14 protein-coding genes, 1 tRNA gene and 6 pseudogenes are annotated in these 23,535 nt (G+C 64.2%); 7 read left to right on the forward strand and 14 right to left on the reverse strand.

Annotated features, from left to right (window positions below):
• Positions 1-107 precede the first annotated feature (107 nt).
• Positions 108-707 carry a polyhydroxyalkanoate synthesis repressor PhaR gene (gene phaR, locus AB8Z38_RS21705; protein ID WP_369719858.1) on the forward strand — a complete coding sequence of 200 codons (600 nt, stop codon included), beginning with the start codon at positions 108-110 and terminating at the stop codon, positions 705-707.
• 115 nt (positions 708-822) lie between these two features.
• Positions 823-1,443 carry a trans-aconitate 2-methyltransferase gene (locus tag AB8Z38_RS21710; RefSeq protein WP_369719859.1) on the forward strand — a complete coding sequence of 207 codons (621 nt, stop codon included), beginning with the start codon at positions 823-825 and terminating at the stop codon, positions 1,441-1,443.
• A gap of 64 nt (positions 1,444-1,507) precedes the next feature.
• Here AB8Z38_RS21710 and AB8Z38_RS21715 read toward each other — a convergent pair whose 3' ends face one another.
• Positions 1,508-2,395 (reverse strand): branched-chain amino acid aminotransferase, encoded by an 888-nt coding sequence (locus tag AB8Z38_RS21715; RefSeq protein WP_369719860.1) that lies wholly within the window; start codon positions 2,393-2,395, stop codon positions 1,508-1,510.
• A gap of 161 nt (positions 2,396-2,556) precedes the next feature.
• On the opposite strand from AB8Z38_RS21715, the gene AB8Z38_RS21720 reads away from it, so the two are divergent.
• Positions 2,557-3,492, forward strand: a complete 936-nt coding sequence (locus AB8Z38_RS21720) for an alpha/beta hydrolase (protein WP_369719861.1) — start codon at positions 2,557-2,559, stop codon at positions 3,490-3,492.
• 246 nt (positions 3,493-3,738) lie between these two features.
• On the opposite strand, the gene AB8Z38_RS21725 is transcribed toward AB8Z38_RS21720, so the two are convergent.
• The 4 genes from AB8Z38_RS21725 to AB8Z38_RS21740 form a co-directional block, all read right to left on the reverse strand.
• A complete protein-coding gene (locus tag AB8Z38_RS21725) occupies positions 3,739-3,987 on the reverse strand; it encodes a hypothetical protein (RefSeq protein ID WP_369726568.1) in 249 nt (82 codons plus the stop codon).
• Positions 3,988-4,098: 111 nt separating this feature from the next.
• Positions 4,099-4,659, reverse strand: coding sequence for a carboxymuconolactone decarboxylase family protein (locus AB8Z38_RS21730; RefSeq protein ID WP_369719862.1), 561 nt, complete (start codon positions 4,657-4,659; stop codon positions 4,099-4,101).
• A 125-nt stretch (positions 4,660-4,784) separates the two neighbouring features.
• The gene (locus tag AB8Z38_RS21735; RefSeq protein WP_369726569.1) at positions 4,785-5,930 is read right to left on the reverse strand and encodes a PLP-dependent cysteine synthase family protein; all 1,146 of its coding nucleotides are present in this window, start codon (positions 5,928-5,930) and stop codon (positions 4,785-4,787) included.
• 66 nt (positions 5,931-5,996) lie between these two features.
• Positions 5,997-6,461, reverse strand: a complete 465-nt coding sequence (locus AB8Z38_RS21740; RefSeq protein ID WP_369719863.1) for an Lrp/AsnC family transcriptional regulator — start codon at positions 6,459-6,461, stop codon at positions 5,997-5,999.
• Positions 6,462-6,623: 162 nt separating this feature from the next.
• On the opposite strand from AB8Z38_RS21740, the pseudogene AB8Z38_RS21745 reads away from it, so the two are divergent.
• Positions 6,624-7,636 (forward strand): annotated as a pseudogene (locus AB8Z38_RS21745) (1-aminocyclopropane-1-carboxylate deaminase).
• A gap of 227 nt (positions 7,637-7,863) precedes the next feature.
• Here the strand turns inward: AB8Z38_RS21745 and recQ are convergent.
• From recQ to AB8Z38_RS21770, 5 genes and pseudogenes are all read right to left on the reverse strand, one after another.
• Positions 7,864-9,730: pseudogene (recQ, locus tag AB8Z38_RS21750) on the reverse strand (DNA helicase RecQ).
• A gap of 93 nt (positions 9,731-9,823) precedes the next feature.
• Positions 9,824-10,566: pseudogene (locus AB8Z38_RS21755) on the reverse strand (polysaccharide deacetylase family protein).
• 105 nt (positions 10,567-10,671) lie between these two features.
• A pseudogene (locus AB8Z38_RS21760) lies at positions 10,672-11,674 on the reverse strand (homoserine O-succinyltransferase).
• A 12-nt stretch (positions 11,675-11,686) separates the two neighbouring features.
• A pseudogene (locus tag AB8Z38_RS21765) lies at positions 11,687-12,987 on the reverse strand (O-acetylhomoserine aminocarboxypropyltransferase/cysteine synthase family protein).
• Between the two features lie 270 nt (positions 12,988-13,257).
• Positions 13,258-13,347 (reverse strand) — tRNA-Ser (locus AB8Z38_RS21770).
• A 197-nt stretch (positions 13,348-13,544) separates the two neighbouring features.
• On the opposite strand from AB8Z38_RS21770, the gene AB8Z38_RS21775 reads away from it, so the two are divergent.
• Positions 13,545-13,886, forward strand: coding sequence for a hypothetical protein (locus AB8Z38_RS21775; RefSeq protein WP_369719864.1), 342 nt, complete (start codon positions 13,545-13,547; stop codon positions 13,884-13,886).
• A gap of 88 nt (positions 13,887-13,974) precedes the next feature.
• Here AB8Z38_RS21775 and AB8Z38_RS21780 read toward each other — a convergent pair whose 3' ends face one another.
• The 4 genes from AB8Z38_RS21780 to AB8Z38_RS21795 all read right to left on the reverse strand — a co-directional run bounded on the left by AB8Z38_RS21780 (position 13,975) and on the right by AB8Z38_RS21795 (position 20,312).
• Positions 13,975-15,444 carry a trehalose-6-phosphate synthase gene (locus tag AB8Z38_RS21780; protein ID WP_369719865.1) on the reverse strand — a complete coding sequence of 490 codons (1,470 nt, stop codon included), beginning with the start codon at positions 15,442-15,444 and terminating at the stop codon, positions 13,975-13,977.
• Positions 15,445-15,683: 239 nt separating this feature from the next.
• Entirely contained in the window at positions 15,684-16,508 is an 825-nt protein-coding gene (otsB, locus tag AB8Z38_RS21785; RefSeq protein ID WP_369719866.1) for a trehalose-phosphatase, read from the reverse strand.
• 3 nt (positions 16,509-16,511) lie between these two features.
• On the reverse strand, positions 16,512-17,999 hold the full coding sequence (locus AB8Z38_RS21790) for an MFS transporter (RefSeq protein ID WP_369726570.1): 1,488 nt from the start codon (positions 17,997-17,999) through the stop codon (positions 16,512-16,514).
• A gap of 273 nt (positions 18,000-18,272) precedes the next feature.
• The gene (locus AB8Z38_RS21795) at positions 18,273-20,312 is read right to left on the reverse strand and encodes a methyl-accepting chemotaxis protein (RefSeq protein ID WP_369719867.1); all 2,040 of its coding nucleotides are present in this window, start codon (positions 20,310-20,312) and stop codon (positions 18,273-18,275) included.
• A gap of 307 nt (positions 20,313-20,619) precedes the next feature.
• On the opposite strand from AB8Z38_RS21795, the gene AB8Z38_RS21800 reads away from it, so the two are divergent.
• The gene (locus AB8Z38_RS21800) at positions 20,620-21,105 is read left to right on the forward strand and encodes a (2Fe-2S)-binding protein (RefSeq protein WP_369719868.1); all 486 of its coding nucleotides are present in this window, start codon (positions 20,620-20,622) and stop codon (positions 21,103-21,105) included.
• A gap of 85 nt (positions 21,106-21,190) precedes the next feature.
• Positions 21,191-23,532: pseudogene (locus AB8Z38_RS21805) on the forward strand (xanthine dehydrogenase family protein molybdopterin-binding subunit).
• The last annotated feature ends 3 nt before the right edge of the window (positions 23,533-23,535 follow it).

Genomic DNA, 23,535 nt, shown 5'->3' on the forward strand with positions numbered 1-23,535 from the left:
GTAGCGTGCCCCCGTTGAAAATGCTTATTTTGTTGCGTTGCGTACTCTTCCCGCCCTGCGGCATTGCCCGTCAGGTTCCCGTTCTCCGTGCTTGCAAGTGAGAGCCCATGGCGAAATCAGACCAACCCACAACCATCAAGAAATACGCGAACCGCCGGCTCTACAACACCGGAACGAGCACCTATGTGACGCTGGAAGACCTCGCGTCCATGGTCAAGGACGGCGAAGATTTTCTGGTCTACGACGCCAAGACCGGCGACGACATCACCCGCTCCGTGCTCGCCCAGATCATCTTCGAGCAGGAGAACAAGGCCGGCCAGAACCTGTTGCCGACCACCTTCCTGCGCCAGCTCATCCGCTTCTACGGCGACAGCATGCAGATGGTGGTGCCGAAATATCTGGAGCAGGCCATCGCATCGCTGACCCAGGAGCAGGAAAAGTTCCGTAAGCAGATCGCCACCTCGCTCTCCGGGACCCCATTTGCCCCGCTCGAAGAACAGGTCCGCCGCAACATGGAGCTGTTTCAGCAGACCTTCTCGATGTTCAAGCCTTTTGTCCCCACTCCGGGCCGCCCGGCGGGAGCCCCACCGGAGGCCGAGCCCGAGGCCAGCGCCGAGCCGGCAAAGGACACCAACATCGACGACCTGCGTCAGCAGATGAAGGAGATGCAGGAACGCCTCGAGAAGATGTCGAAGAAGGAAGAGTAGATCCTTCATTCGCGCGGAGTGCCCGCGGGCAGCGGCCGCTTTTACCGGACGCCGCCAACCGGTCTGGGTCGTCCCCGAAGGCCTGCTGACACGCCGGAGGGCCAAGGCATACGCCATGTCCGACCGAACCACGCATTGGGACCACGTCTACACCACCAAAGGCGAGACGGAGGTCAGCTGGTTTCAGGACACGCCGACGATCTCGCTGGGGATGATCCGCGCGGCCGATTCGGATCATACTGCCGCGATCATCGATATTGGCGGTGGCGCGTCACGATTGGCCGACAGCCTTTTGCAGGCGGGATATCGCAACATCGCCGTGCTGGATCTCTCGGTCAGCGCGCTTGAGGCCGCAAAGACGCGAATCGGGGCGGCCGCCGCAGCGATCGACTGGATCGTGGCCGACGCAACGACATGGCGACCGGCGAAGGCATACGATGTCTGGCACGATCGCGCTGCATTCCACTTCCTGACAGATCCGGGCGACAGGGCAGCTTACGTCGACCGCCTGCGGTCGGCGGTCGCGCCCGGCGGCCACGTCATCATCGGCACCTTCGCGCCGGATGGTCCCGAAAGGTGCAGCGGCCTGCCGGTCCAGCGGCATGACAGCGCGAGCCTTTCGATGGAGCTCGGACCGGGATTCGAACTCGTCGAAACGCGCGGCGAGACGCATCATACGCCGTGGCGTTCCACGCAGGCCTTTCAGTTCAGCCGATTTCGACGGAAAACCGGTTAGCTACCGCGTACGCCTGCCGCACTGTCAGTATCGTCTCGGCGAAAAACAGGACGCGCGTGAAGGCCTACGCCGCCAGTTTCACCGCATGCGCAAAATCCCAATAGAGCTTGCGCGCCCTGGTGTAGAGCGGACCCGGCTTCAGCTCGCGCTCGTCGATGCGGATCACGGGCGCGACCTTCGCAAAATTGCCGGTGGAGAAGATCTCGTCGGCGGCAACGAAGTCGGCGTAGCGCAGCGTCGTCTCGACCACGGTCACTCCGTCGGCGCGAAGCAGGCCGATGACGCGCTGGCGGGTGATGCCGTTGAGGAAGGTGCCGTTCGGCGCCGGCGTGAAGACCACGCCGTCCTTTGCCATGAACACGTTGGAATTGCCGAACTCCGCGACGTTGCCGAGCATGTCGAGCATCAGCGCGTTCTGGAAGCCGCGCGAGGCGGCCTCCGCCAGCGCGCGCGAATTGTTGGGATAGAGACAGGCCGCCTTGGCTTCGACCGGCGCGCATTCGGCGGTGGGCCGGCGGAACGGCGACAGCGTGATCGCGTTGCCGACCGGCTTGGGCATCGGCGCCTCGTAGATGCACAGGCACCAATTGGTGGTGTCGGGGTCGAACAGCACGCCGCCGCCGGCGCCGTTCTGTGCCCAGTACATCGGCCGGATATAGAGCTCGGCATTCGCCGCGAAGCGCGCAATGCCTTCCTTCGCGAGCGTGAGCCAGGTGCCGGCATCGACCACCGGCTTCAGACCGAAATTGATCGCGGATTGATTGGCGCGCGCGATGTGGCGATCGAGATCAGGCGCGACGCCCTCGAACGCGCGCGCGCCGTCGAACACGACCGAGCCGAGCCATGCGCCATGCGTGCGCGGCCCCATGATCGGCACGTTGCCCTCATGCCATTTGCCCTCGAAGAAGGTCCAGCTCGGCGAATATGCGATAGGCTTTGCGATATTGGCCATGACCGGCCTCCTTGGGTAATATCCGGTGCACTATTCTCCCAACTTCTAAACGATTTCCTGCGGGAAAGGCACCTCCCCCGGGAGCTCGGCCAGTAATGCCGGGGCGACACCAAATCGAGCACAAAGCGGGCTATAATGCGGGTTACCTTACGGAGTGTTCCATGCCACTCGATCCGCTTGCCAAGCGCTTGTTGACCATGATGGCTGCGGCTGCGCCGGAGGCGCGGAGCCGGCCCAGCGTCGAGGCCCGGCGGCAGTCGCTGGCGAAGCTGATGCAGTTCGCGCGTACTGATGCGCCGGATGTAACGACGTCCGACGGCGCGCTTCCCGGCCCGGGCGGCGAGCTTCCCTATCGCCTCTACACGCCCGCGGGTGCCGGCGAGCGCGCACCCGGCTTCGTGTTCTTTCACGGCGGCGGTCTCGTCGCCGGCAGCATTTTGACCCACGACCGCATCGCCGCAGCCCTCGCCCATGCGACCAACTGCCGCCTCGTCTCGATCGACTACCGCCTCGCGCCCGAGCACAAATTCCCCGCCGCCGTCGACGACGCGATGGCGGCGACCGAATGGGTCGCCCGCGAAGCGGCATCGCTCGGCATCGACGCCGAACGGCTGGTGATCGGCGGCGATTCCGCCGGTGCCACGCTGGCTGCGATCGTGTGCCAGGAGGCGCAGCAAAGCGCCGGCCTATCGATCGTGGCGCAATGCCTGATCTGTCCCGTACTGGATTTCGAGGAGGCATCGCCTTCGCGCGAGGCGTTCGCGGAAGGCCATCTCATCGACCGCATCACGATCGAGGCCGATCTCGCCGACTATCTGCCGGAGGGCATCGATGCCGCGGATCCCCGCGTCTCGCCGCTGCGCGCGACGCGACTCACGGGCCTGCCGACGACGATCATGCACACCGCCGAGTTCGACCCGATGCGCGACGAAGGTAACGCCTATGCCCGCAAGCTGCTCGGAGCCGGCGTCGTCGTCGAGCACGTCTGTCACGACGGCATGGTTCACAATTTCCACGCCATGGGCGCCATCCTGCCGCAAGCGCAGCTGGTGCTGTCGCAGATCGGCGAGCAGGTGCGGCGGGCCGTGGAGAGGTGAGATCCTCCCGCGAAGGGGACAGGGCTATCGCATATGGCTGTGGCCGGCCAAGCGCGCGCCTCGTCCTTCGAGACGACCGCTTCGCGGTCTCCTCAGGATGAGGCTAAGCGGCAATCGGAGCCCGTTAAAATTGCTACCGCACACTCGGTCCTCATCCTGAGGGCCCGCCAAAGGCGGGCGTCTCGAAGGGTGGCCACAGAGAAATCGACCTCATATGCGATGACCCTGCGCGAGGAGCGAAGGGGCTTACGCGCGTGCGTCGATCAATGCACGCGCCGCTCCGATATACTCGCGCCAATGCGCGTCTGCGTAACGCTCCGCCCGGTGCGCGCGCTTGACATTGGGCGCATGCGCCGCGGCGATCATGCGTGCGAAGCGCTCTTCGGCCACGGTCGCGTCTTCCGCGGCCTGTGGCGCCGCGAAGGCGGACGCCTCGGTTGGAATCACAGCAAGTCCCGCAAGTCCAGCGAGCAAGATGCGGCGTGAGGGCTTCATCGCTTTCATCTCAATTATCCTGCAGTTGGATCGTGCATGGCGAATCCACCGCCGTGGCGGCGGCAGGGTAGCCTTGCGCTTGCGTCGGGTCCAGCAGTCTAGATCGGCCAGCTATTCCGGCACCGGTACGTCGAACGTATTCAGCGTGACGGACACCATGCAGTAGATGCCGACGAGATAGGACAGCTCGGCCGCGCCGTGCTCGCCGAACTCCTTCACCGCGGCCCGATAGGTCAGCTCCGGCAGCACGCCGCCGCTCACCAGCGCAGACGCGACGTCGTAGGCGACCGCCTCTTGCTTGGTAAGATCGACCGGACGCTGCCCGGCGACGATGGTCGCGAGTTTTTCGTCGGTCAGGCCGCGCTGCTCGGCGACCAGAACATGGGCATAGAGCTCGTAGCCGGAGCGGAAATGCGAACCGGTGACGAGGATGGCGACCTCGCGCACCGGCGCCGGCAACAGCGGATTCGATGCGATCGCCTTGACCAGCTCCCACACCGGCTTGCCGAATCGCGGCTCGCGAACCCAGGGATTCCAGGGCCCGAGCAGCGCGCCGTCGTCGCGCATGTTCACGAAGCCCTTGAAGTGGTCCGTGATACCCGCGCGCATGTCGTCATAGAGCGGCTTCTGTTCGGCACTCAGGTCTTTCGGATCGAGAATGGGAAGGCGCACCGCAGGCTCTCCTCGTTGAGAAGTCGCGACCGTCGCCTGCGTAGGCGTGCAAGGCAAGTGAAGTTGCCGTGACATCCACAGCTCGGGCGAGTGCCCCGACGGCATCGGTGATGATGCCCAACGCCCTATTGGGCTTGTGGATTGGCGACGTCGTCGAAGGCGAGCGTCAGCGGCTCGCCGGTCGCGAGGAAAGACGACAGCGCCGCCTCGAACGGCGCCGGATCGAGGCCACGCTTTCTCAGCCATTCGGGCTCGTAATAGGTCTGCCGGTAACGTTCGCCGGAATCGCAGATCAGTGTCACCAGCGATCCCGTCTGGTTGGCCTTGCGCATCTCCGAGGCAAGCCGGCACAGCGCCAGGAAGTTGGTGCCGGTGGAGCCGCCCACCACGCGGCGCAGCCGGCGCGACAGCACGTTCATGGCCGCGATCGTCGCCGCATCCGGGATCTTCATCATGCGGTCGACCACGCCTGGCACGAAGGAGGTTTCGCAACGCGGCCGGCCGACGCCTTCGATCAGCGAGGGACGTTCGCAAACATGGGAGCGATCCTGGGTGCGGAAGCAGTCAAAGAAAGCGGAATGCTCGACATCGGCCACGCACAGCCGCGTCGGATACTGGCGATAGCGCAAATAGCGTCCGATGGTGGCCGAGGTGCCGCCGGTACCAGCGCCCATCACGATCCAGTCCGGCAGCGGGCGCGGCTCGCCCTTCAATTGCGTGAAGATGGACTCGGCGATGTTGTTGTTGCCGCGCCAATCGGTGGCACGCTCGGCGAAGGTGAACTGGTCCATGTAGTGGCCGTTCAGGCCAACGGCGAGCGCGGCGGCCTCGGCATAGAGCGCGCGGCCGTCGTCGATCAGATGGCAGTTGCCGCCATAATGCTCGATCGCGGCGATCTTCTCAGCCGAGGTCGTGCGCGGCATCACGGCATAGAAGGGCACGCCGATCATCTGCGCGAAATAGGCTTCCGAAACTGCGGTCGATCCCGACGAGCCTTCGACGACAGGCGTGCCTTCGCGGATGTGGCCGTTGCAGAGGGCGTAGAGGAACAGCGATCGCGCCAGCCGATGCTTGAGGCTGCCGGTCGGGTGCGTGGATTCGTCCTTCAGATAGATATCGATGCCGGCGAGCGCCGGCACGATCAATTTGATCAGATGCGTGTCGGCCGTGCGGCACTGGTCGGCTTCGATGGCGGCCACGGCGTCGTCGACCCAGCCGCGCTGGTAAGCCGGCCCGACCGGATTGTGCTGGCGGAAGGCAGGCGGCTCCATCGGCATGATCGGGTGATTCCTTGAAAGCGTACGTCAAGCTACCACGGGAGGCCTCGTCCGCGCGGCTCAAAACTCCAGCGGCGCGTTGTCGACAACTTCCTTCATGACGAAGAAGGTGCGGGTCTGGCGCACGCCGGGCAGCGCGATGAGCTGCTCGCCGTGGATGCGGTTGAAATCCTCCATGTCGCCGACGCGGATCTTGAGGAAATAGTCGAAGTCGCCGGCGACGAGGTGGCAGTCGAGCACGAATTTCAGCTTTGCGATCGCCTGCTCGAAGGTGGCAAAGCTCTCCGGCGTCGAGCGGTCGAGCACGACGCCGACCATCATGAGGGCGCCCTTCGCCACCTTTTTCGGCGCGACCATGGCGCGGACGGCGACGATGAAACCATCCGCGAACAGGCGTTGGGTGCGGCGATGGCAGGTCGCCGGGCTGATCGCAACGGTTTCGGCCAGTTCAGCATTGCTGAGCCGGCCATTATTCTGAAGCAATCTCAATAGCTTAAGGTCGGTGCGATCAAGGCGCGCGGACATGGAAGGATCTTCCGATATTTATGTACTATCTGAATGAAATACTAACGAAGCTGGCGCACGCCGCAAGGTTTGGCGCAATATGGCCGCAGCATTCGAGAGCACCTTTCTCCCGAGAAATGTTAGTCGGCATCCAACATTAACGCCAATCGGGATGACCTGACCATGCTCGAAAAATTCGCGCGCTATCCGCTGACCTTCGGCCCGACTCCCATCGAGAAGCTGGAGAGGCTCTCAAAGCATCTCGGCGGCAACGTCGAGATCTACGCCAAGCGCGAGGATTGCAATTCCGGCCTCGCCTATGGCGGCAACAAGCTGCGCAAGCTCGAATACATCATCCCCGACGCGATCGCTTCCAACGCCGACACGCTGGTCTCGATCGGCGGCGTGCAGTCGAACCACACCCGCATGATCGCGGCCGTCGCCGCCAAGATCGGCATGAAATGCCGCCTCGTGCAGGAAGCCTGGGTGCCGCACGAGGACGCCGTCTATGACCGCGTCGGCAACATCATGCTGTCGCGCATCATGGGCGCCGACGTGCGCCTGGTCGACGATGGTTTCGACATCGGCATCCGCAAGAGCTGGGAGGACGCCATTGAAGAAGTGAAGGCGGCGGGCGGCAAGCCTTACGCGATTCCCGCCGGCGCTTCCGTGCACAAATTTGGCGGCCTCGGCTATGTCGGCTTCGCCGAAGAGGTGCGCAAGCAGGAAGCCGAGCTCGGCTTCAAGTTCGATTACGTCGTGGTCTGCACCGTCACCGGCTCGACCCATGCCGGCATGCTGGTCGGCTTCGCGCCGACGGTCGCGCGCGGAAGGTGATCGGCATCGATGCCTCGTTCACGCCGGCGCAGACCAAGGCGCAGGTGCTTTCGATCGCCCAGAACACGGCCAAGCTGGTCGAACTCGGCAAGGACCTCGTCGCTGACGACGTCGTGCTGATCGAGGATTACGCTTATCCCGCCTACGGCGTGCCGTCGGAGGAGACCAAGGAGGCGATCCGCCTCACCGCGCGGCTCGAAGCAATGATCACCGACCCCGTCTACGAGGGCAAGTCGATGCAGGGCCTGATCGACCTGACGCAGAAAGGCTATTTCGAGAAGGGCGCGAAGATCCTCTACGCGCATCTCGGCGGTGCGCCGGCGCTGAACGGTTACGGCTACGCGTTCCGGAACGGCTGAGGGCTCAGCTCGCACCTCATACACCGGTGTCGTCCCGGACAAGCGTAAGCGCAGATCAGGGACCCATAGCCACAGGGAGTGGTTTGGCGAAGATTTGCTGTTCGGTACTCCTATCGATTGCAATCGATAGATCCCGCGGTATGGATCCCGGATCTGCGCTCCGCTTCGCTGCGCTTGTCCGGGATGACGATTGAGGGATTGCGGTGCGTTATCGGCCGCCGCGCCTCCTACCGCGTCCGCACGATCTGGAGCAGCTCGTCCCCGTAATGCTCGAGCTTTTTTGTCGCCGATACCCGGCACGTTGCGCAATTCGTCCAGCGTGGTTGGCCAGGCCCGGACGATGCCGTCGATGGTGGCGTCGTGCAGCACGACATAGGCCGGCACGCCGCGCTCGCGTGCAATGTCCGAACGCCAGGCGCGCAGCCGGGCACGCAATTCAGGATCGACGTCGCTTTGCGGCGTATTGGCCGCAGGCGCGAGGTCGCCGCGGCGCGATTTTGCGCGGCTTGACCTGATCCGGGTGCCGGGCGCCTCCTCGCGCAACCACACCTCGGTCTCGCCGCGCAGCACGCCGCGCGAGGACTCCGTCAGCTTCAGCGCGCCAAAGGCTTCGCTGTCGCTCTGCAAGTACCCCATCGCCACCAGCTGCCGCAGCACGGTGCGCCACTGCTTTTCGTTCAGCTCGCGCCCGATGCCGAACACGGAGAGCTTGTCGTGGCCGAACTGCGTCACCTTCTCGGTCAAGCGTCCGATCAGCACGTCGATCAGGTGCATGGCCCCAAAACGCTGCCCGGTGCGATAGGCGCACGAGAGCAGCTTTTGCGCCAGCACCTTGCCGTCGCGCATCCGCGGCGGGGTCAGGCAGTTGTCGCAATTGCCGCAACTCTCGCCATGCATGGTCTCGCCGAAATAGCCGAGCAGCCGCTTGCGCCGGCACTGCGCGGTTTCCGCAAGACCCACCAGTGCATCGAGCTTGCCGATCGAGACCCGCTTGAACTCGTCCGATGCGGTGGACTCGTCGATCATGCGGCGCTGCTGCACGATGTCCGAGAGACCGTAGGCCATCCAGGCCGCCGACGGCTTGCCGTCGCGTCCGGCGCGACCGGTCTCCTGGTAGTAGGACTCGATGCTCTTGGGCAGATCGAGATGGGCGACGAAGCGCACGTCGGGCTTGTCGATGCCCATGCCGAAGGCGACGGTCGCGACGATGACGATGCCGTCCTCGTTGAGGAAGCGGTCCTGGTTGCGCGAGCGCACGCCGCCATCGAGCCCGGCGTGATAGGGCAGCGCCGCGATGCCGGCGTCGTCGAGCGCAGCGGCGACCTCCTCGACGCGATTGCGCGACAGGCAGTAGACCACGCCAGCGTCGCCCGCATGGCGCTCCCGGATGAACTCCTTCAGCTGCGACACCGCGTTGCGCTTGTCGACGATCTCGTAGCGAATGTTGGGCCGGTCGAAGCTCGAGACGAATTGCGGGCTGCCTGCGAGGCGCAGCCGCTCGACAATTTCCTTGCGCGTCAACTCGTCGGCGGTCGCCGTCAGCGCGATGCGCGGGACGTCGGGAAAGCGCTCGGCGATGATGGAGAGGCCGACATATTCGGGCCGGAAATCGTGGCCCCATTGCGAAACGCAGTGCGCTTCGTCGATCGCAAACAGCGCCACCTTCGCCTGCGCCAGCATCGACAGGCAGCGCGGCGTGACCAACCGTTCCGGCGCGACATACAGCAGGTCGAGATCTCCGGCGATCAGGCGGCGCTCGATGTCGGAGGCCTCTTGCGGCGTCAGCGAGGAATTCAGCGCGGCAGCATTGACGCCGGCCTCGATCAGGCCCGCGACCTGGTCGCGCATCAGCGCAATCAAGGGCGACACCACGATGCCGCAGCCTGGACGCAACAGAGCCGGCATTTGGTAGCACAGCGACTTGCCGCCGCCGGTCGGCATCAGCACCAGGCAATTGCCGCCGTCGGTGACATGCCGGATGATCTCGCCCTGCGCGCCGCGAAAGCCCGGCAGGCCAAACACCGAATGCAGCACCGACAGCGCGTTGCGGCCATCGACTGAGGCAGGCAGCGAAGCGGTGGAGGGAGCGGACATGGGCGGAACTGGACCGGGCCGTGAGATTCGTCACAACGCCAGTCGCATGACCGCGCGGGCATGGCAAGACTGTTTGCGCGGCAAGGCGGCGGTCTAGGCCCCAATCCTTCGCAAAGCCTCGGCAACCGTCACGATCGGCATGTTGCGCGTCTCGGCCGCCTTCAGCGCGTGACGGAGCAAGGCCGGCGTACAGCCATAAGGGCTCGGCTGGTCGACGACGTCGTGGCCGTAGAAGATCAGCCAGCCGCCGCTTGCGGTCGCTTCGTCGAAATAGCGATCCACGCCTGCCGCATCGATCTCGCAATCGACGAGGGGCGATGCGCGCAGGAACTGGAGGTCGATGACATTGCGATTGACGCCGGGAAGAATGCCGCGCGCGGAGCGAAAGATCTTCGCGAGCTGCGGCTTGCGCGAGACCGAGGCAAGGCCATACGGATAAGCAAAATTCTCCAGCCTGATCGAGGGATCGAGGCGATGGAAGTAGTTGCGGTTCTGCTCGATCTCGCGCGCCATGGCGGCCTGGTCGAGATCGACGGCGCGCAGATGCGAGAAGGTGTGGCAGGCAATCTCGTGGCCGCTGCGATGCAGCCCCACGATCGCGTCGTTGGACAGGCCGTGCCAGTGATCTCCCGGCTGATCGATCAGGCTGCCGGCGAGATAAAACGTGCCGCGCCCGCCATGCTCTTCCAGCAGTGACGCGCCCACGCCCGCGGCGCTGTCGGGGCGTCATCGAAGGTGAAGCTCACCATCGGCGCATGCGCCGGCAAACGGTGCGGTACGCCGCGGAAATGCCGGGACAGACGATTGCTCACGCGCTGCTGGAGTACCGACCACACGATTGCATTTCCTGTCTTTCGGTGCGGCGCTACTGAAGCATTCGTGCGCCGGATGAGGCAAGCTTCACACCTGGTTAATCCTAACGCGGAACCCGCGCTCTTCAGCTAGCGCGCGAGCAGCGGCGCCTTGGTGTCCGCCGCAAGATCGTGCAACCAGTTGCGAAACAGCACTGCCGCCGCGCTGCCGGCCGCGATATCGGCGCGCAAATTCAGCGCGGGCAATTCGTTGGTGAGCGCGGGATGGCGCTGGTGCCTCGCGCACTTCTCGAATCGCGCAAGTCTCTCTTCAGTTGCTGCGTCAAAATAGCTCACGGGCAGGTGCGGGTAAGCCTCCCGCTCACGCGCAAGAAAGCGGCCGATGTCACGCAAATATTCGCGCTGGAGCGACAGCGCGTCATATTCGGGATGGCCCTGGAGGAACACGAAGCGGCTGGCATATTGGCGGACGAAGATGTCGACGCCGGCCAGAGCCGAACGTGTCAGCACCTGATAGCCGGCCTGCGCGAGGTCGCGCTCCCTGACTTCGTTCAGGCGCGAGTGCGAGATCCTCAGGGGCGCCGGCGCCCCGCGCGTCAGCAGAATCGTTCGTCACGGCGTCGCAGTCGAAGATGCCGTGGCATTTCGCCGGCAGCCGCTGCCGTTCGATCCGATCGAGATGCAGCACCGCCGCGTGCGCGGCGAGGCATGACCAGATCGTCGAGCGCGTGTTGGTCCTGGCCCAGTCAATGAGGTCGGTGAGGTCGCGCCAATACGGCTCCTGCTCGAGCTCGGGCGCGACCGGCTCGGCCCCGGTCACGATCAGCCCGTCGAATTTTTGACGCTTGAGATCGGAGAGATCGGAATATTCGCTCTCGACGTGCCACTTCGCTTCGGGCGAGCGCATGACCGACGGCAGGGAGAAGCAATGGAAACGGATGCGGCGCGGCCCCGCCGCGGCCTGGAGCAGCTTCATGAACTGCCGCTCGGTGGCCTTCAACGCCGGGTCGGGCATGTTGTTGATCAAGCCGATGGTAAGCTCGCCGCGGCTGTGATCGCGCGCGAGCTCGACTTCGGCCGGCACCAAGGCCGGGCTCGAGATACCTTGATCCCTGTCGATCAAGATGCTCATCGGGGCGGTCGCCTACTCCGCGGCCTGAAGACGCGCGGTCGAACAGGCCTTTTCCAGCGCCTGGTCGATGTCCTCGATGATGTCGGCCGCATGCTCGATGCCGATCGAGAGGCGAATCGTCTCCGGCAACACGCCGGCGGTGCGCTGCTGCTCCGCCGACATCTGGCGGTGCGTGGTCGACGCCGGATGGCACGCCAGCGACTTGGCATCGCCGATATTGACGAGACGCGTGATCAGCTTCAGCGCATCGTAGAAGCTCTTGCCCGCTTCCATCCCGCCCTTGATGCCGAAAGTGAACAGCGAGGAGGCATTACCGTCGAGATATTTCTGGACCAGCGGATAATAGGGGCTATCCGGGAACCCGGTGTAGTTGACCCAGGCCACGCGCGGATCCGCACGCAGGAATTCCGCGACCTTTCTGGCGTTCTCGCAGTGACGCTCCATGCGCAGCGCCACGGTCTCGATGCCCTGAAGCAGCAGGAAGGCGTTGAACGGCGACAGCACCGAGCCCATGGTGCGCTGATAGATGCTGCGCGCGCGCTCGATATAGGCGGTCTTGCCGAAACGCTCGGCATAGACGAGGCCGTGATAGGACGCGTCCGGCTTGTTGTAGCCGGGGAAGCGGTCGGCGTGCTTCGCCCAGGGGAAATTCCCGGATCGACGATGGCGCCCCCGAGCGTGGTGCCGTGGCCGCCCAGAAACTTGGTCAGCGAATGCACGGCGATATCTGCACCGTAGTCGAACGGCTTGAGCAGGATCGGCGTTGCGACGGTGTTGTCGACGATCAGCGGCACGCCATGCGCATGCGCGATCTTCGCCAGCGCCTCGATGTCGCAGACATTGCCGGCGGGATTGCCGATGGTCTCGGCGAACACAGCGCGCGTATTCTCGTCGATGAGTTTTTCGATCGCCTCGGGCTTGTCGCTCTCGGCAAAGCGGCCAGTGATGCCCTGGCGCGGCAGGATGTGAGAGAGCAGCGTGTGCGTGGTGCCGTAGAGCTGCGGCACCGAAACGATGTTGCCGCCGTGATCGGCGACGTTGACGAAGGCGAAATGCAATGCCGCCTGGCCGGTTGCGACCGCGAGCGCGCCGACGCCGCCTTCGAGCTCACTGATGCGCTTCTCCAGCACCGCGCTGGTCGGATTGGCGATGCGGCTGTAACGATATCCCTCGGCCTCGAGATTGAACAGCGCCGCGCCATGATCGGCGCTGTCGAAGGCATAGGCTGCTGTCTGGTAGATCGGCACGGCCACCGCGTGCGTGGTGGCTTCGGGTTCGTAGCCGGCGTGAATAGCGATCGTCTCGTTGCGCATCGTCCACCTCCGCGTGGGGCGGGCCGCACTTATTGGCCTGGATGAGGATGTGCGTTGTCCGCCGTCCTCGTGTTAGAGGCGGGTGGTAAAGCGGGCAATAATTCGTCTAGAGATCGAGGAAGTAACCCTAATGGTTGTTGGGGAATTGGCTAAAACTTGAATCAAATTAATCCGCCGCCTGCGCAGCCCTCACGGCTTCCTCGCTGAGATCGACACGACCGCGTTCCGCGCTGAAGCGCGGGGGGACGGAAAATGGCGAAATGAGGCTGATGGCGGAGAGAGTGGGATTCGAACCCACGGTACGGTTTCCCGCACACACGCTTTCCAAGCGTGCGCCTTAAGCCACTCGGCCATCTCTCCGGAGCGCCCTCTCTTGAAGGGACGCTGGTGATTTTGCAAGGGATCGCGGGTAAATCGGGCGAATTTTCCCTAAGTCATTATGTTGACAGGTAAATATCCGGCCGGCGCAATGGACTTGGCGAACCCGCTGGCTGAACCGGAGGCGGCTCTGCTGCGACGATTCACAACAGGCCGCCAAACCATCCCCTGGGGACGCCATGACCATCCGCAACACCACCGCCGCGCTGAGCCTGATTTCGGCCCTTGGCGCCGGCTTCGTTGGGTCCGCCGCCGCGCAAATCTGCACGCGCCAAGGGGTCGATGTGAGCTGCGACGACGGAGGGCGCGGGGTGCTGTCGGGCGATGCCATCCTCTGGCCGGACGGCACGCGCTCCAGCACCACGCCGCACCAGAGCGTGATCATCGGCAACAAGAGTTCGGTCCATGTCGGGCCCGGCGTCTTCGTCGGCCAAGGCAACGGCATGGTTCCGATGGATGACCCCAACGCGCCGAACAAGCGGCGCTGCGCGATTCTGGACGGCGTGTCGTATTGTTATTGAGGGCGCCGTCTTTCTCACTTTTTTCGGAAACAGCCCCGCGCCCCTCTCCCCGCAAGAACAAGACGAGGGAGAAGGGCCCAAGACTAAATCAGAGACTAGTCAGCCGCACGCCCGAGATCGCCGATTTGAGCCAACGCAACGCTTGCGGCGGCTGAGCGGCAAGCGGTGCGACCGCGGCCTTTTCGATGCGGCACTTCTCGAGCCTGGCGACAAAATCGGCGGACCATTGCTGAATGGTATGGCCGCGCAATGTCTTCATCATCGCTTCCCAGCGCATCTTGCGCTCGGTGAGCGGCATCGCGGCTGCGATCGCGATCGCGCGGGCCATTCCGTCGATGTCGTGCGGATTGACGAGCAGCGCGGCATCGAGCTCGTTGGCGGCACCCGCAAACTTTGACAGCACCAGCACGCCGGGATCGGCCGGGTTTTGCGCGGCGACATATTCCTTCGCGACCAGGTTCATGCCGTCGTGCAGTGGCGTCACCACGCCGATCTGCGCCGTGCGATAAAGGCCTGCGAGCACGGCCTGGCTGAAACCCTTGTTGAGGTAGCGGATCGGGGTCCAGTCGACCTCGCCATGGCGACCGTTGACGTCGGTGACCAGGCGCGCAACCTCGTTCTGGAGATTGCCATAGGCTTCGATGGCGCCGCGCGAGGGATTGGCGATCTGTAACAGCGAGATGCTGCGCGCAAACTGCGGATGCTCGGTCCAGAGCCGGTCGAACGCGCTGATGCGGTTGACGAGGCCCTTGGAATAGTCGAGCCGGTCGACGCCGATCGCGAGCCGCTCGCCGTTGAGGCTGCGGCGCAGCCGCGACACGTCGGGATGCGAGACCGATTTCGCCGCATATTGTGCAAACTTCTCCGCATCGATGCCGATCGGAAACACTTCGCAACGCGTGCGTCCGTGCTGTGAGATGACGACCCCGTCATCGACGGACAGGCCAAGCTCAGTGGCGGCATAGCCGACGAAATTCTGGCAATCCTCTTCGGTCTGGAAGCCGAGAAGATCGTAAGCCAGCATCGCCGTAATCAGCTCGCGATGATTGGGCACGCCCTGCATCACCGCGGCCACCGGCCAGGGCGTATGCAGGAAGAAGCCGATCGGATCATCGACGCCGAGATCGCGCAGCTCCGCGCCGAGCGCCAGGAAATGATAATCCTGCACCCAGAATGCCGTCCCGGCCTTTCGGAACCGCATCAAGGCGCGCGCCATGAAGGCGTTCACCTCACGATAGCTGACATAATCGTCGCGCGAGACGCGGATCAGGTCGCTGCGCGAATGCAGTGCCGGCCACAGCGCCGAATTGGCAAAACCTTCATAATAGCCGCCGTAATGCGCGGCCGGCAGATCCAGCGTCGCGATCGCACCCGAGCCGAGCGCCTCGATCTCCGCAAACGGTTCCTTCTGATGGCCGTCCCGCACGCGGCCGGAGGAACCCACCCAGATCGCGCCCGAATGCTCCACCACAGGGAGCAACGCCGCAGCGAGGCCCCCCGTCATCGGTTCGTTGGGTTTGCTGCGGGCCACGCGGTTCGAAACGACGATCAAGTTCACAGGTCGTCCCCTCCTGTTCATTCCACCCTGTTTAACTGATGTTCATCAATATGGTTCCTGACCATCGTTCCAACCAAATGAAACCAAAATCGGGCGCGCGCGTTGGAACTGGTTTCGCTGCGGAACCCACAAATTTCAATGGAGAACACAGTTTTTGCGGCTGTTTGCGCAGCATGAATTGCAGGCGCAACGGAACCGCGCGAGCCGCATTGTGTCCCGTCAGTGGCGCCGCCTTGCTTTTACCTTGGATCGTCAAGCAGGCGCGCAAGAAACGCGCGCACGTCGCTGGGCGCGTCGAAGTGACCGTTGACGCCCATGGCACGGCGGCCGACCGAGAAGGAGAGGCCGCTCATGTCGGGCATGATCGCGAATACGGTTTCGTCGGTGACGTCGTCGCCGATAAAGATCGGGCGGCGCCCCCTGAATGGTTCATGCGTCATCAATTCGCGCACGCCGGTCGCCTTGGTGAAGCCGGAATGCTTGATCTCGCAGACGAACTTGCCGGGCAGCACCTCGATCGGTGCATTGGGCAGATCGGCGCGGATCAGCGAGACGGCTTCGTAGATCGCCTTCTCCGCATGTGGCGCGAGGCGGTAATGCAGCGCCAGCGAATAGCCCTTGTCCTCGAGCAGAATGCCCGGGCTGAGCTTTGCGATGGCCGCGAGCCGCCGCTTCAGCTCCTTGTCCATCGGCGGCGCATGCACGTCGTCGGCTTCATTGCCGACGGACAGGCGCATCTCCGCGCCATGACCGGCGACGGCGCGAAATACGTCAGGCGCGAAGATCAGGTCGATGTCGTTGAGCGACCGGCCGCTGACCAGCGCCAGCGCACCGGACGTGCGCTCCACCAGCCGCTGGAGCGTTTCAGACAGGCCCGGCGGCACCCAGACCTCGCGTGGCGTCGGCATCAACTCGAGCAGCGTGCCGTCGACGTCGAGCAGGATCGCGATCTCGTCGAGATGCGGCACGAGCGCATGCGGCACCGGGACTGCGTCGGGCGCCTCGTCGCCATCGGGCATGATGCGCTTCTGGTCCAATGCCATTTCCGCCAGTTCAGATGTCATAGTCTACTCCATGAAGGCGAGCGGCCGGGCGATTTCTTCGAGCGATTTGCGCTCCGCGGAGATGGCGTAGCGCCACGCCACGATCGCGGCCGCGATCATCAGGAATGCTCCCAGCAGGTAACCGGCAAATACGCTGGTGCGTGATCCGGTGTCGATCAGTGCGCCGAACAGCGCGGGCCCGATCACGCCGCCGATGCCGGTGCCGACCGCATAGAACACCGCGATCGCCAGCGCGCGGACCTCCAGCGGAAAGCTCTCGCTGACGGTGAGATAGGCCGCGCTCGCTGCCGGCGAGGCAAAGAAGAAGATCACCATCCAGGCGATGGTCTGTCCCTGCGCGGTGAGCGCACCGATCGAGAACAGATAACCCGACAGCGCCAGCAGCAGGCCCGACACGCCATAGGTGAACATGATCATGGCCCGGCGACCGAGCGTATCAAACAGGCGGCCGAGCAGCAGCGGACCGAGGAAGTTACCGGCAGCGAAAGGCAGCAGATACCAGCCGACGTGATCGGCACTGATGCCGTAGAAGTCGATCAGAACCAGCGCAAAGGTGAAGAAGATCGCGTTGTAGAAGAACGCCTGCGCGACCATCAAGGTCAGCCCAACCAGCGTGCGCTGGCGATAGCTGAAGAACAGCGTATGCACGACCTCGCTGATCGGGGTGTGATCACGCATCTTGATGCAGATCCTTGCGAAGCGCCTGTCGCTTGCGTTCTGGTCGTGTCCGAGCACCGAGCGCTCGATCTCGTCGACGATATCGTGGGCCTGCTCGGGTCGGCCATGGATCATCAGCCAGCGCGGGCTTTCCGGGATCCACATCCGCATCAGCAGCACGACGAGCCCGATGGTGGCGCCGATGAGATAGGCGAGACGCCAGCCGAGATCGGGTCCGATCGTTGCGGGATCAAGCAGGACGATGGCCGCCACGGCGCCCATCGCGGCGCCGATCCAGAAACTGCCGTTGATGACGAGATCGGTCCAGCCGCGATAGCGCGCCGGGACCAATTCCTGGATGGTCGAGTTGATCGCGGTGTATTCGCCGCCGATGCCGGCTCCGGTAAGAAAACGGAACAGGGCGTAGCTGGCGACGTTCCAGGACAGCGCGGTTGCGGCGGTCGCGGTGAGATACAGCGCGAGGGTGATGAAGAACAGCTTCTTGCGGCCGATGCGGTCGGTGAGCCAGCCGAAGCCGAGCGCGCCGAGCACGGCGCCGGCAAGGTAGGCGGAATTGGCGATGCCGAGATCGAGATTGGAGAAATGCAGCGACGGGCTCTGCTTCAGCGCGCCTGAGAGCGCCCCGGCGAGCGTCACCTCAAGCCCGTCGAGAATCCAGGTGATGCCGAGCGCCAGCACGACGCGGGTGTGAAATCCCCTCCACGGCAGCGCATCGAGCCGCGCAGGAATGCTGGTCTCGACGATGCGATCGGCCGCTGCCACCGCGGAGACGACAGGGCCAAGGTTCAGCGCTGGGCTTTGCTGCAATTCCATCGCGTTGTTGCGTTTGACCAATGCGATCAGCCCCGAATGTCGCAAGACGTGGACGGGGTCGATCCAATCATGCGGGTGCGGCGTTCCGCCTGCCACCCGCGACAACGTCTGCGGCAACAGCAGGTTCCCACATGAACAGCACCGAGGGCCGTCCGTTTCCGACGGGGCCGCAAGGAGTTGACGCATGGCTCACGTCAGAAAGACGACACATTCGCGCAAAACGGCCGCGCCGGAGTGTCGATGGCTGCGGAGGATCTGACGCGTCGCGGAGAGCTACGCTGCCCTGATATTCGCCATGAAGCGGTCGAGCTCGGCGCGAAGGCGGGTGCTTTCGCTCGACAATGTCTTGGCCGAGTTCAGCACCTCTTCCGAGGCCGAGCCGGTTTCGGCGGCGCCGCGGTTGACCTGGCCGATGTCAGTGGCGGCCGTCTGGGTGCCCTGAGCGACGGTCTGGACGCTGCGCGCGATCTCCTGCGTCGCGGCGCCCTGCTCTTCCACGGCGCTCGCGATCGACGTCGAGATCGAGGATATCTTGCCGATGGTCGCGCCGATTTCCTTGATCGCAGCGACCGATTCCGCCGTGGCGCCCTGCATGCCCGTGATGTGCGACGAAATCTCGTCGGTGGCTTTGGCCGTCTGGCTCGCCAGCGATTTCACTTCGCTCGCGACCACCGCAAAGCCGCGGCCGGCCTCGCCGGCACGGGCCGCTTCGATGGTGGCGTTGAGCGCGAGAAGATTGGTCTGCTCGGCGATCGCCGTGATCAGCTTGACAACTTCGCCGATCTGCTGCGCGGCATGCGAGAGTTTTCCAATCCGGCTATCGGTCTCCTTGGCCTGCACCACGGCGGCCTCAGCAATGCGGCTGGAGTCGCGGACCTGGCGGCCGATCTCCTCGACGGAAGCCGAGAGCTCTTCCGTGGCGGTCGCCACCGACTGCATGTTGCTCGAGGCCTGCTCGGAGACGCCGGCGACCTGGCTCGAGAGGGTCTGCGTGGTCTCAGCGGTACGGGACAGCGTCGACGCCGAGGATTCGAGCTGCACGGCGGAGGCCGAGACGTTGGACACGATGGCGCCGACCGCGCTCTCGAAATCGTCGGCAAAACGGATCAGCTCGGAACGGCGCGCCGTGGCCAATTCCTTGTTCTGGGCTTCGCTGGCCGCCGCATCGCGCTCGGCCTTGGCCACGGCCTGAACCTTGAACTCTTCCACCGCGCCGGCCATCTCGCCGATCTCGTCCTTGCGGCCAAGGCCAGGCAGCACGACGTCGAAATTCCCCGACGCAAGCTCCCGCATCGCCTTGCACATTGCGATCATCGGGCGCGAGATGCCGGTGCCGAGCAGGAAGGCGAGGACTGCGCCGAGCAGCGTGCCGCCGACGGCGAGCATCAGCACCAGGTGCTCGGTCTTCGCGATCGTTGCTTCTGACTCGGACTCCAGCCGCTGCTGCTCGGAAACAAGGTCCGCCTTCATCGCGGTGGCGCCCTGAAGGATCGCACCTGCCGAGCCGCTCATCTCCGTGACGAGATCATCGACCATCTTGGCGTTGGCGATCAGCTTCTCCAGCGCCTCGCGATAGGCCGCGAGCAGCGCCTTGGCATCCTTGAGGCCGGCAACGATCTTGTCGTCCATGGAATAGACCGCGCCGAGGGAGTTATCGACGAATTTCAGTCGGGCCAGCGCGCTTGATGCGATCGCCTGGTCGGACGTCAGCACAAAATTGGTCGCCGCCGCGCCCGCGGTCTGGAACTGGGCATTGACTTGCTTGGTGCCGAACTCGATCGCCTGTGCCTCCGAATCGGAAGCATTGTTGCCGATGTCGTCGAGCTTGTATTTCAGCAGGTTGGCGTTTCGCATGAGCTGGTTCTGCACCAGCAGCGCGCTGTCGCGCTTGGCCTGAAGAACCTTGGCAAAGCTCGCAGCGTAATTCGAAAACTCCTTGGCAAGCTTGTTGAGGCCCTCCAGCCGCGCCGGCGTCTTGGCGCCCTTGATCGCCTGGTCGATGGCATTCTTGAGGTTGGCTTCAGAGTCCAGGGCGGCTTTGGCGTCATCTTCCTTGCCGGTGACGACGAAATACCTGACGGCCGAGCGGTAGGCGAGCAGTTCGCGGTCGATATTGCGGGCGAGATCGGCCTCCGACACGCTGGTGCGATAGGACCCGACGCCGGACGAGACCCGCTCGAACCCGAAATAGGCGAAGGCCATGCTGCCGGCCGAAATCACCAGCACCGCGGCAAAGCCGAGGATGATTTTGGCGCGGAACCTGAGGGTCGGAAACATGGTGCGCTTAGATGGTGACGCAATACGCCCGGACATTCCCACCCCCGATTTTCCATTCAATCGCGATTCGGAGGCGCCCCGCCTCCAGACCGGATGCGCAAAACTAAGGCAGAATCAATAAGGGGTGGTAAATTCGGCGCAGCTTGTAACTCTGGCTGGTCCTGATGCCGGGCAACCCACCCGGCCGGCGCCCTGCCTAAAACAGCCGACTCCCGACCGGCCAGCCATCGCACCTGCCGACCCCGTGACTTTTCCGTGACGGAGGCGCCCAAAATGCCAGTTGCAAAGTCGGGGGCCGCTGTCTCTAAGTGGAAACAATCAAAATCAGTCGGGGAGGTATCACGTGTCTACAGTCAAACTGACGGTGAACGGCAAGGCCGTTGCTGTCGACGTCGAAGACCGCACGCTGCTGGTCCAGCTGCTGCGGGACAACCTCAACCTCACCGGCACCCATGTCGGCTGCGATACCAGCCAGTGCGGCGCCTGCGTCGTGCATATCGACGGCAAGGCCGTGAAATCGTGCACCATGCTGGCGGGCCAGGCCGACGGCGCCAACGTCACCACCATCGAGGGCATCGCCAAGGGTGACGAGCTGCACCCGATGCAGGCCGCCTTCCGCGACAATCACGGCCTCCAGTGCGGCTATTGCACACCGGGCATGATCATGTCGGCGATCGACATCGTGCACCGTTATGGCGGCCAACTCGACGAAGAGACCGTCCGCCACGAGCTCGAAGGCAATATCTGCCGCTGCACCGGCTATCACAACATCGTCAAAGCCGTGCTGGATGCGGCCGGACGCATGAAGGTTGCGCAGGCGGCCGAGTAAAGCGGCCGTCTCGAATACATAATCACCACCCGCAGCTTTCGATGGAAAGGGCGGTCAAACAGAATTCCGGTCGGGAGGACAGGACATGGGTGTTGAAGGCATCGGCGCAAGCGTCGTGCGCAAGGAAGACAAGCGTTTCATTACCGGCAAGGGCCGCTACGTCGACGACATCAAGTTGCTGGGCATGACGCATGCCCATTTCATCCGCAGTCCGCACGCGCACGCCAAGGTCAAGGGGATCGACTCCTCCGCCGCCCTGAAGATGCCGGGCGTGGTCGCGGTGCTGACGGGCCGAGAGATCGTCGACGACAAGGTCGGCAACCTCATCTGCGGCTGGGCCATCACCTCGAAAGATGGCAGCCCGATGAAGATGGGCGCATGGCCGGCGATGGCGCCGGAGACGGTGCGCTTCGTCGGACAGGCCGTCGCGGTCGTGATCGCCGAAACCAGAATCTGGCGCGCGACGCGGCGGAAGCGGTCGTCGTCGACTATGAAGAGCTTCCCGCGGTCGCCGACGTGCGTGCCGCCATCAAGGCCGGCGCGCCGCAGCTTCATCCCGAGGCCCCCGGCAACCAGGTCTACGACTGGGTGATTGGCGACGAGGGCGCCACGGACGCCGCCTTCGCCAAGGCGGCCAATGTGGTCAAGCTCGACGTCACCAACAATCGCCTCGCCCCGAACGCGATGGAGCCGCGCGCGGCGATCGCCGATTACGACCAGGCGGAAGAGCATTTCACGCTCTACACGACCTCGCAGAACCCGCACGTCGCCCGCCTCGTGCTGTCGGCGTTCTACAACATCGCCCCCGAGCACAAGCTGCGCGTGATCGCGCCCGACGTCGGCGGCGGCTTCGGCTCGAAGATCTTCATCTATCCCGAGGAGATGGTGGCGCTATGGGCCTCGAAGAAGGTCGGCCGTCCGGTGAAATGGACCGGCGACCGCACCGAGGCCTTCCTCACCGACGCGCATGGCCGCGACCACGTCACCCATGCCGAGATGGCGTTCGATGCCAACAACAAGATCACCGGCCTGAAGGTGAAGACCTACGCCAATTTCGGCGCGTATATGTCGCTGTTCTCGTCGTCGGTGCCGACCTATCTCTACGCGACGCTCCTGTCGGGCCAGTACAACATCCCGGCGATCCATGCCGAGGTGATCGGCGTCTACACCAACACCACGCCGGTCGACGCCTATCGCGGCGCCGGCCGCCCCGAGGCGAGCTATCTGCTCGAACGTCTGATGGAGACGGCAGCGCGGCAGTTGAGCGTCGATCCTGCGGCTCTTCGCCGGACCAACTTCATCACCCAGTTCCCGCACCAGACGCCCGTGATCATGGCCTATGACACCGGCGACTTTAATGCGTCGCTCGATGCCGCGATGAAGGCGATCGACTACGCCGGCTTCGCCGGCCGCAAGGCCAAGGCGAAAGCCGACGGCAAGCTGCGCGGCATCGGCGTGTCCTGCTACATCGAAGCCTGCGGCATCGCGCCGTCGAAGGCGGTCGGCAGTCTCGGCGCCGGCGTCGGCCTGTGGGAATCGGCCGAGGTGCGCGTCAACCCGGTCGGCACCATCGAGATCCTCACCGGATCACACAGCCACGGCCAGGGCCACGAGACCACCTTCTGCCAGCTTGTGGCGGAGCGTCTCGGCGTTCCCATCAGCCAGGTCTCGATCGTCCATGGCGACACCGACAAGGTGCAGTTCGGCATGGGCACCTATGGCTCGCGCTCCGCGGCCGTGGGTCTCACCGCGATCCTCAAGGCGATGGAGAAGATGGAGGCCAAAGCCAAGAAGATCGCCGCGCATGCGCTGGAGGCGTCCGAGGCCGACATCGTCATCGAGAACGGCGAGTTCAAGGTGACCGGCACCGACAAGGCGATCGCACTGCCGATGGTCGCGCTCGCGGCCTACACCGCGCACAATTTGCCTGACGGGATGGAGCCGGGACTGAAGGAGAGCGCCTTCTACGACCCGACCAACTTCACCTTCCCGGCAGGCACCTACATCTGCGAGCTCGAGGTCGATCCCGGCACCGGAAAGACCTCCTTCGTCAACTTCGTCGCCGCCGACGATTTCGGACGGCTGATCAATCCGATGATCGTCGAGGGACAGGTCCATGGCGGCCTTGCCCAGGGCATCGGCCAGGCACTGCTCGAGCACGCGATCTATGATGCCAACGGCCAGCCGGTCACGGCCTCGTTCATGGACTACTCCATGCCGCGCGCCGACGATCTGCCGTCGTTCAAGCTCTCCCACACCACGACGCTCTGCCCGGGCAATCCGCTCGGCATCAAGGGTTGCGGTGAGGCCGGCGCGATCGGCGCCTCTGCGGCCGTGATCAACGCGATCACGGACGCGATCGGCAAGAACAATCTGGAAATGCCCGCAACCCCGGATCGGGTGTGGCGCACGATCCACGCGGCCTGAGAG

Origin of the sequence: Bradyrhizobium sp. LLZ17 (genome assembly GCF_041200145.1) — a bacterium.
Lineage (GTDB): Bacteria > Pseudomonadota > Alphaproteobacteria > Rhizobiales > Xanthobacteraceae > Bradyrhizobium.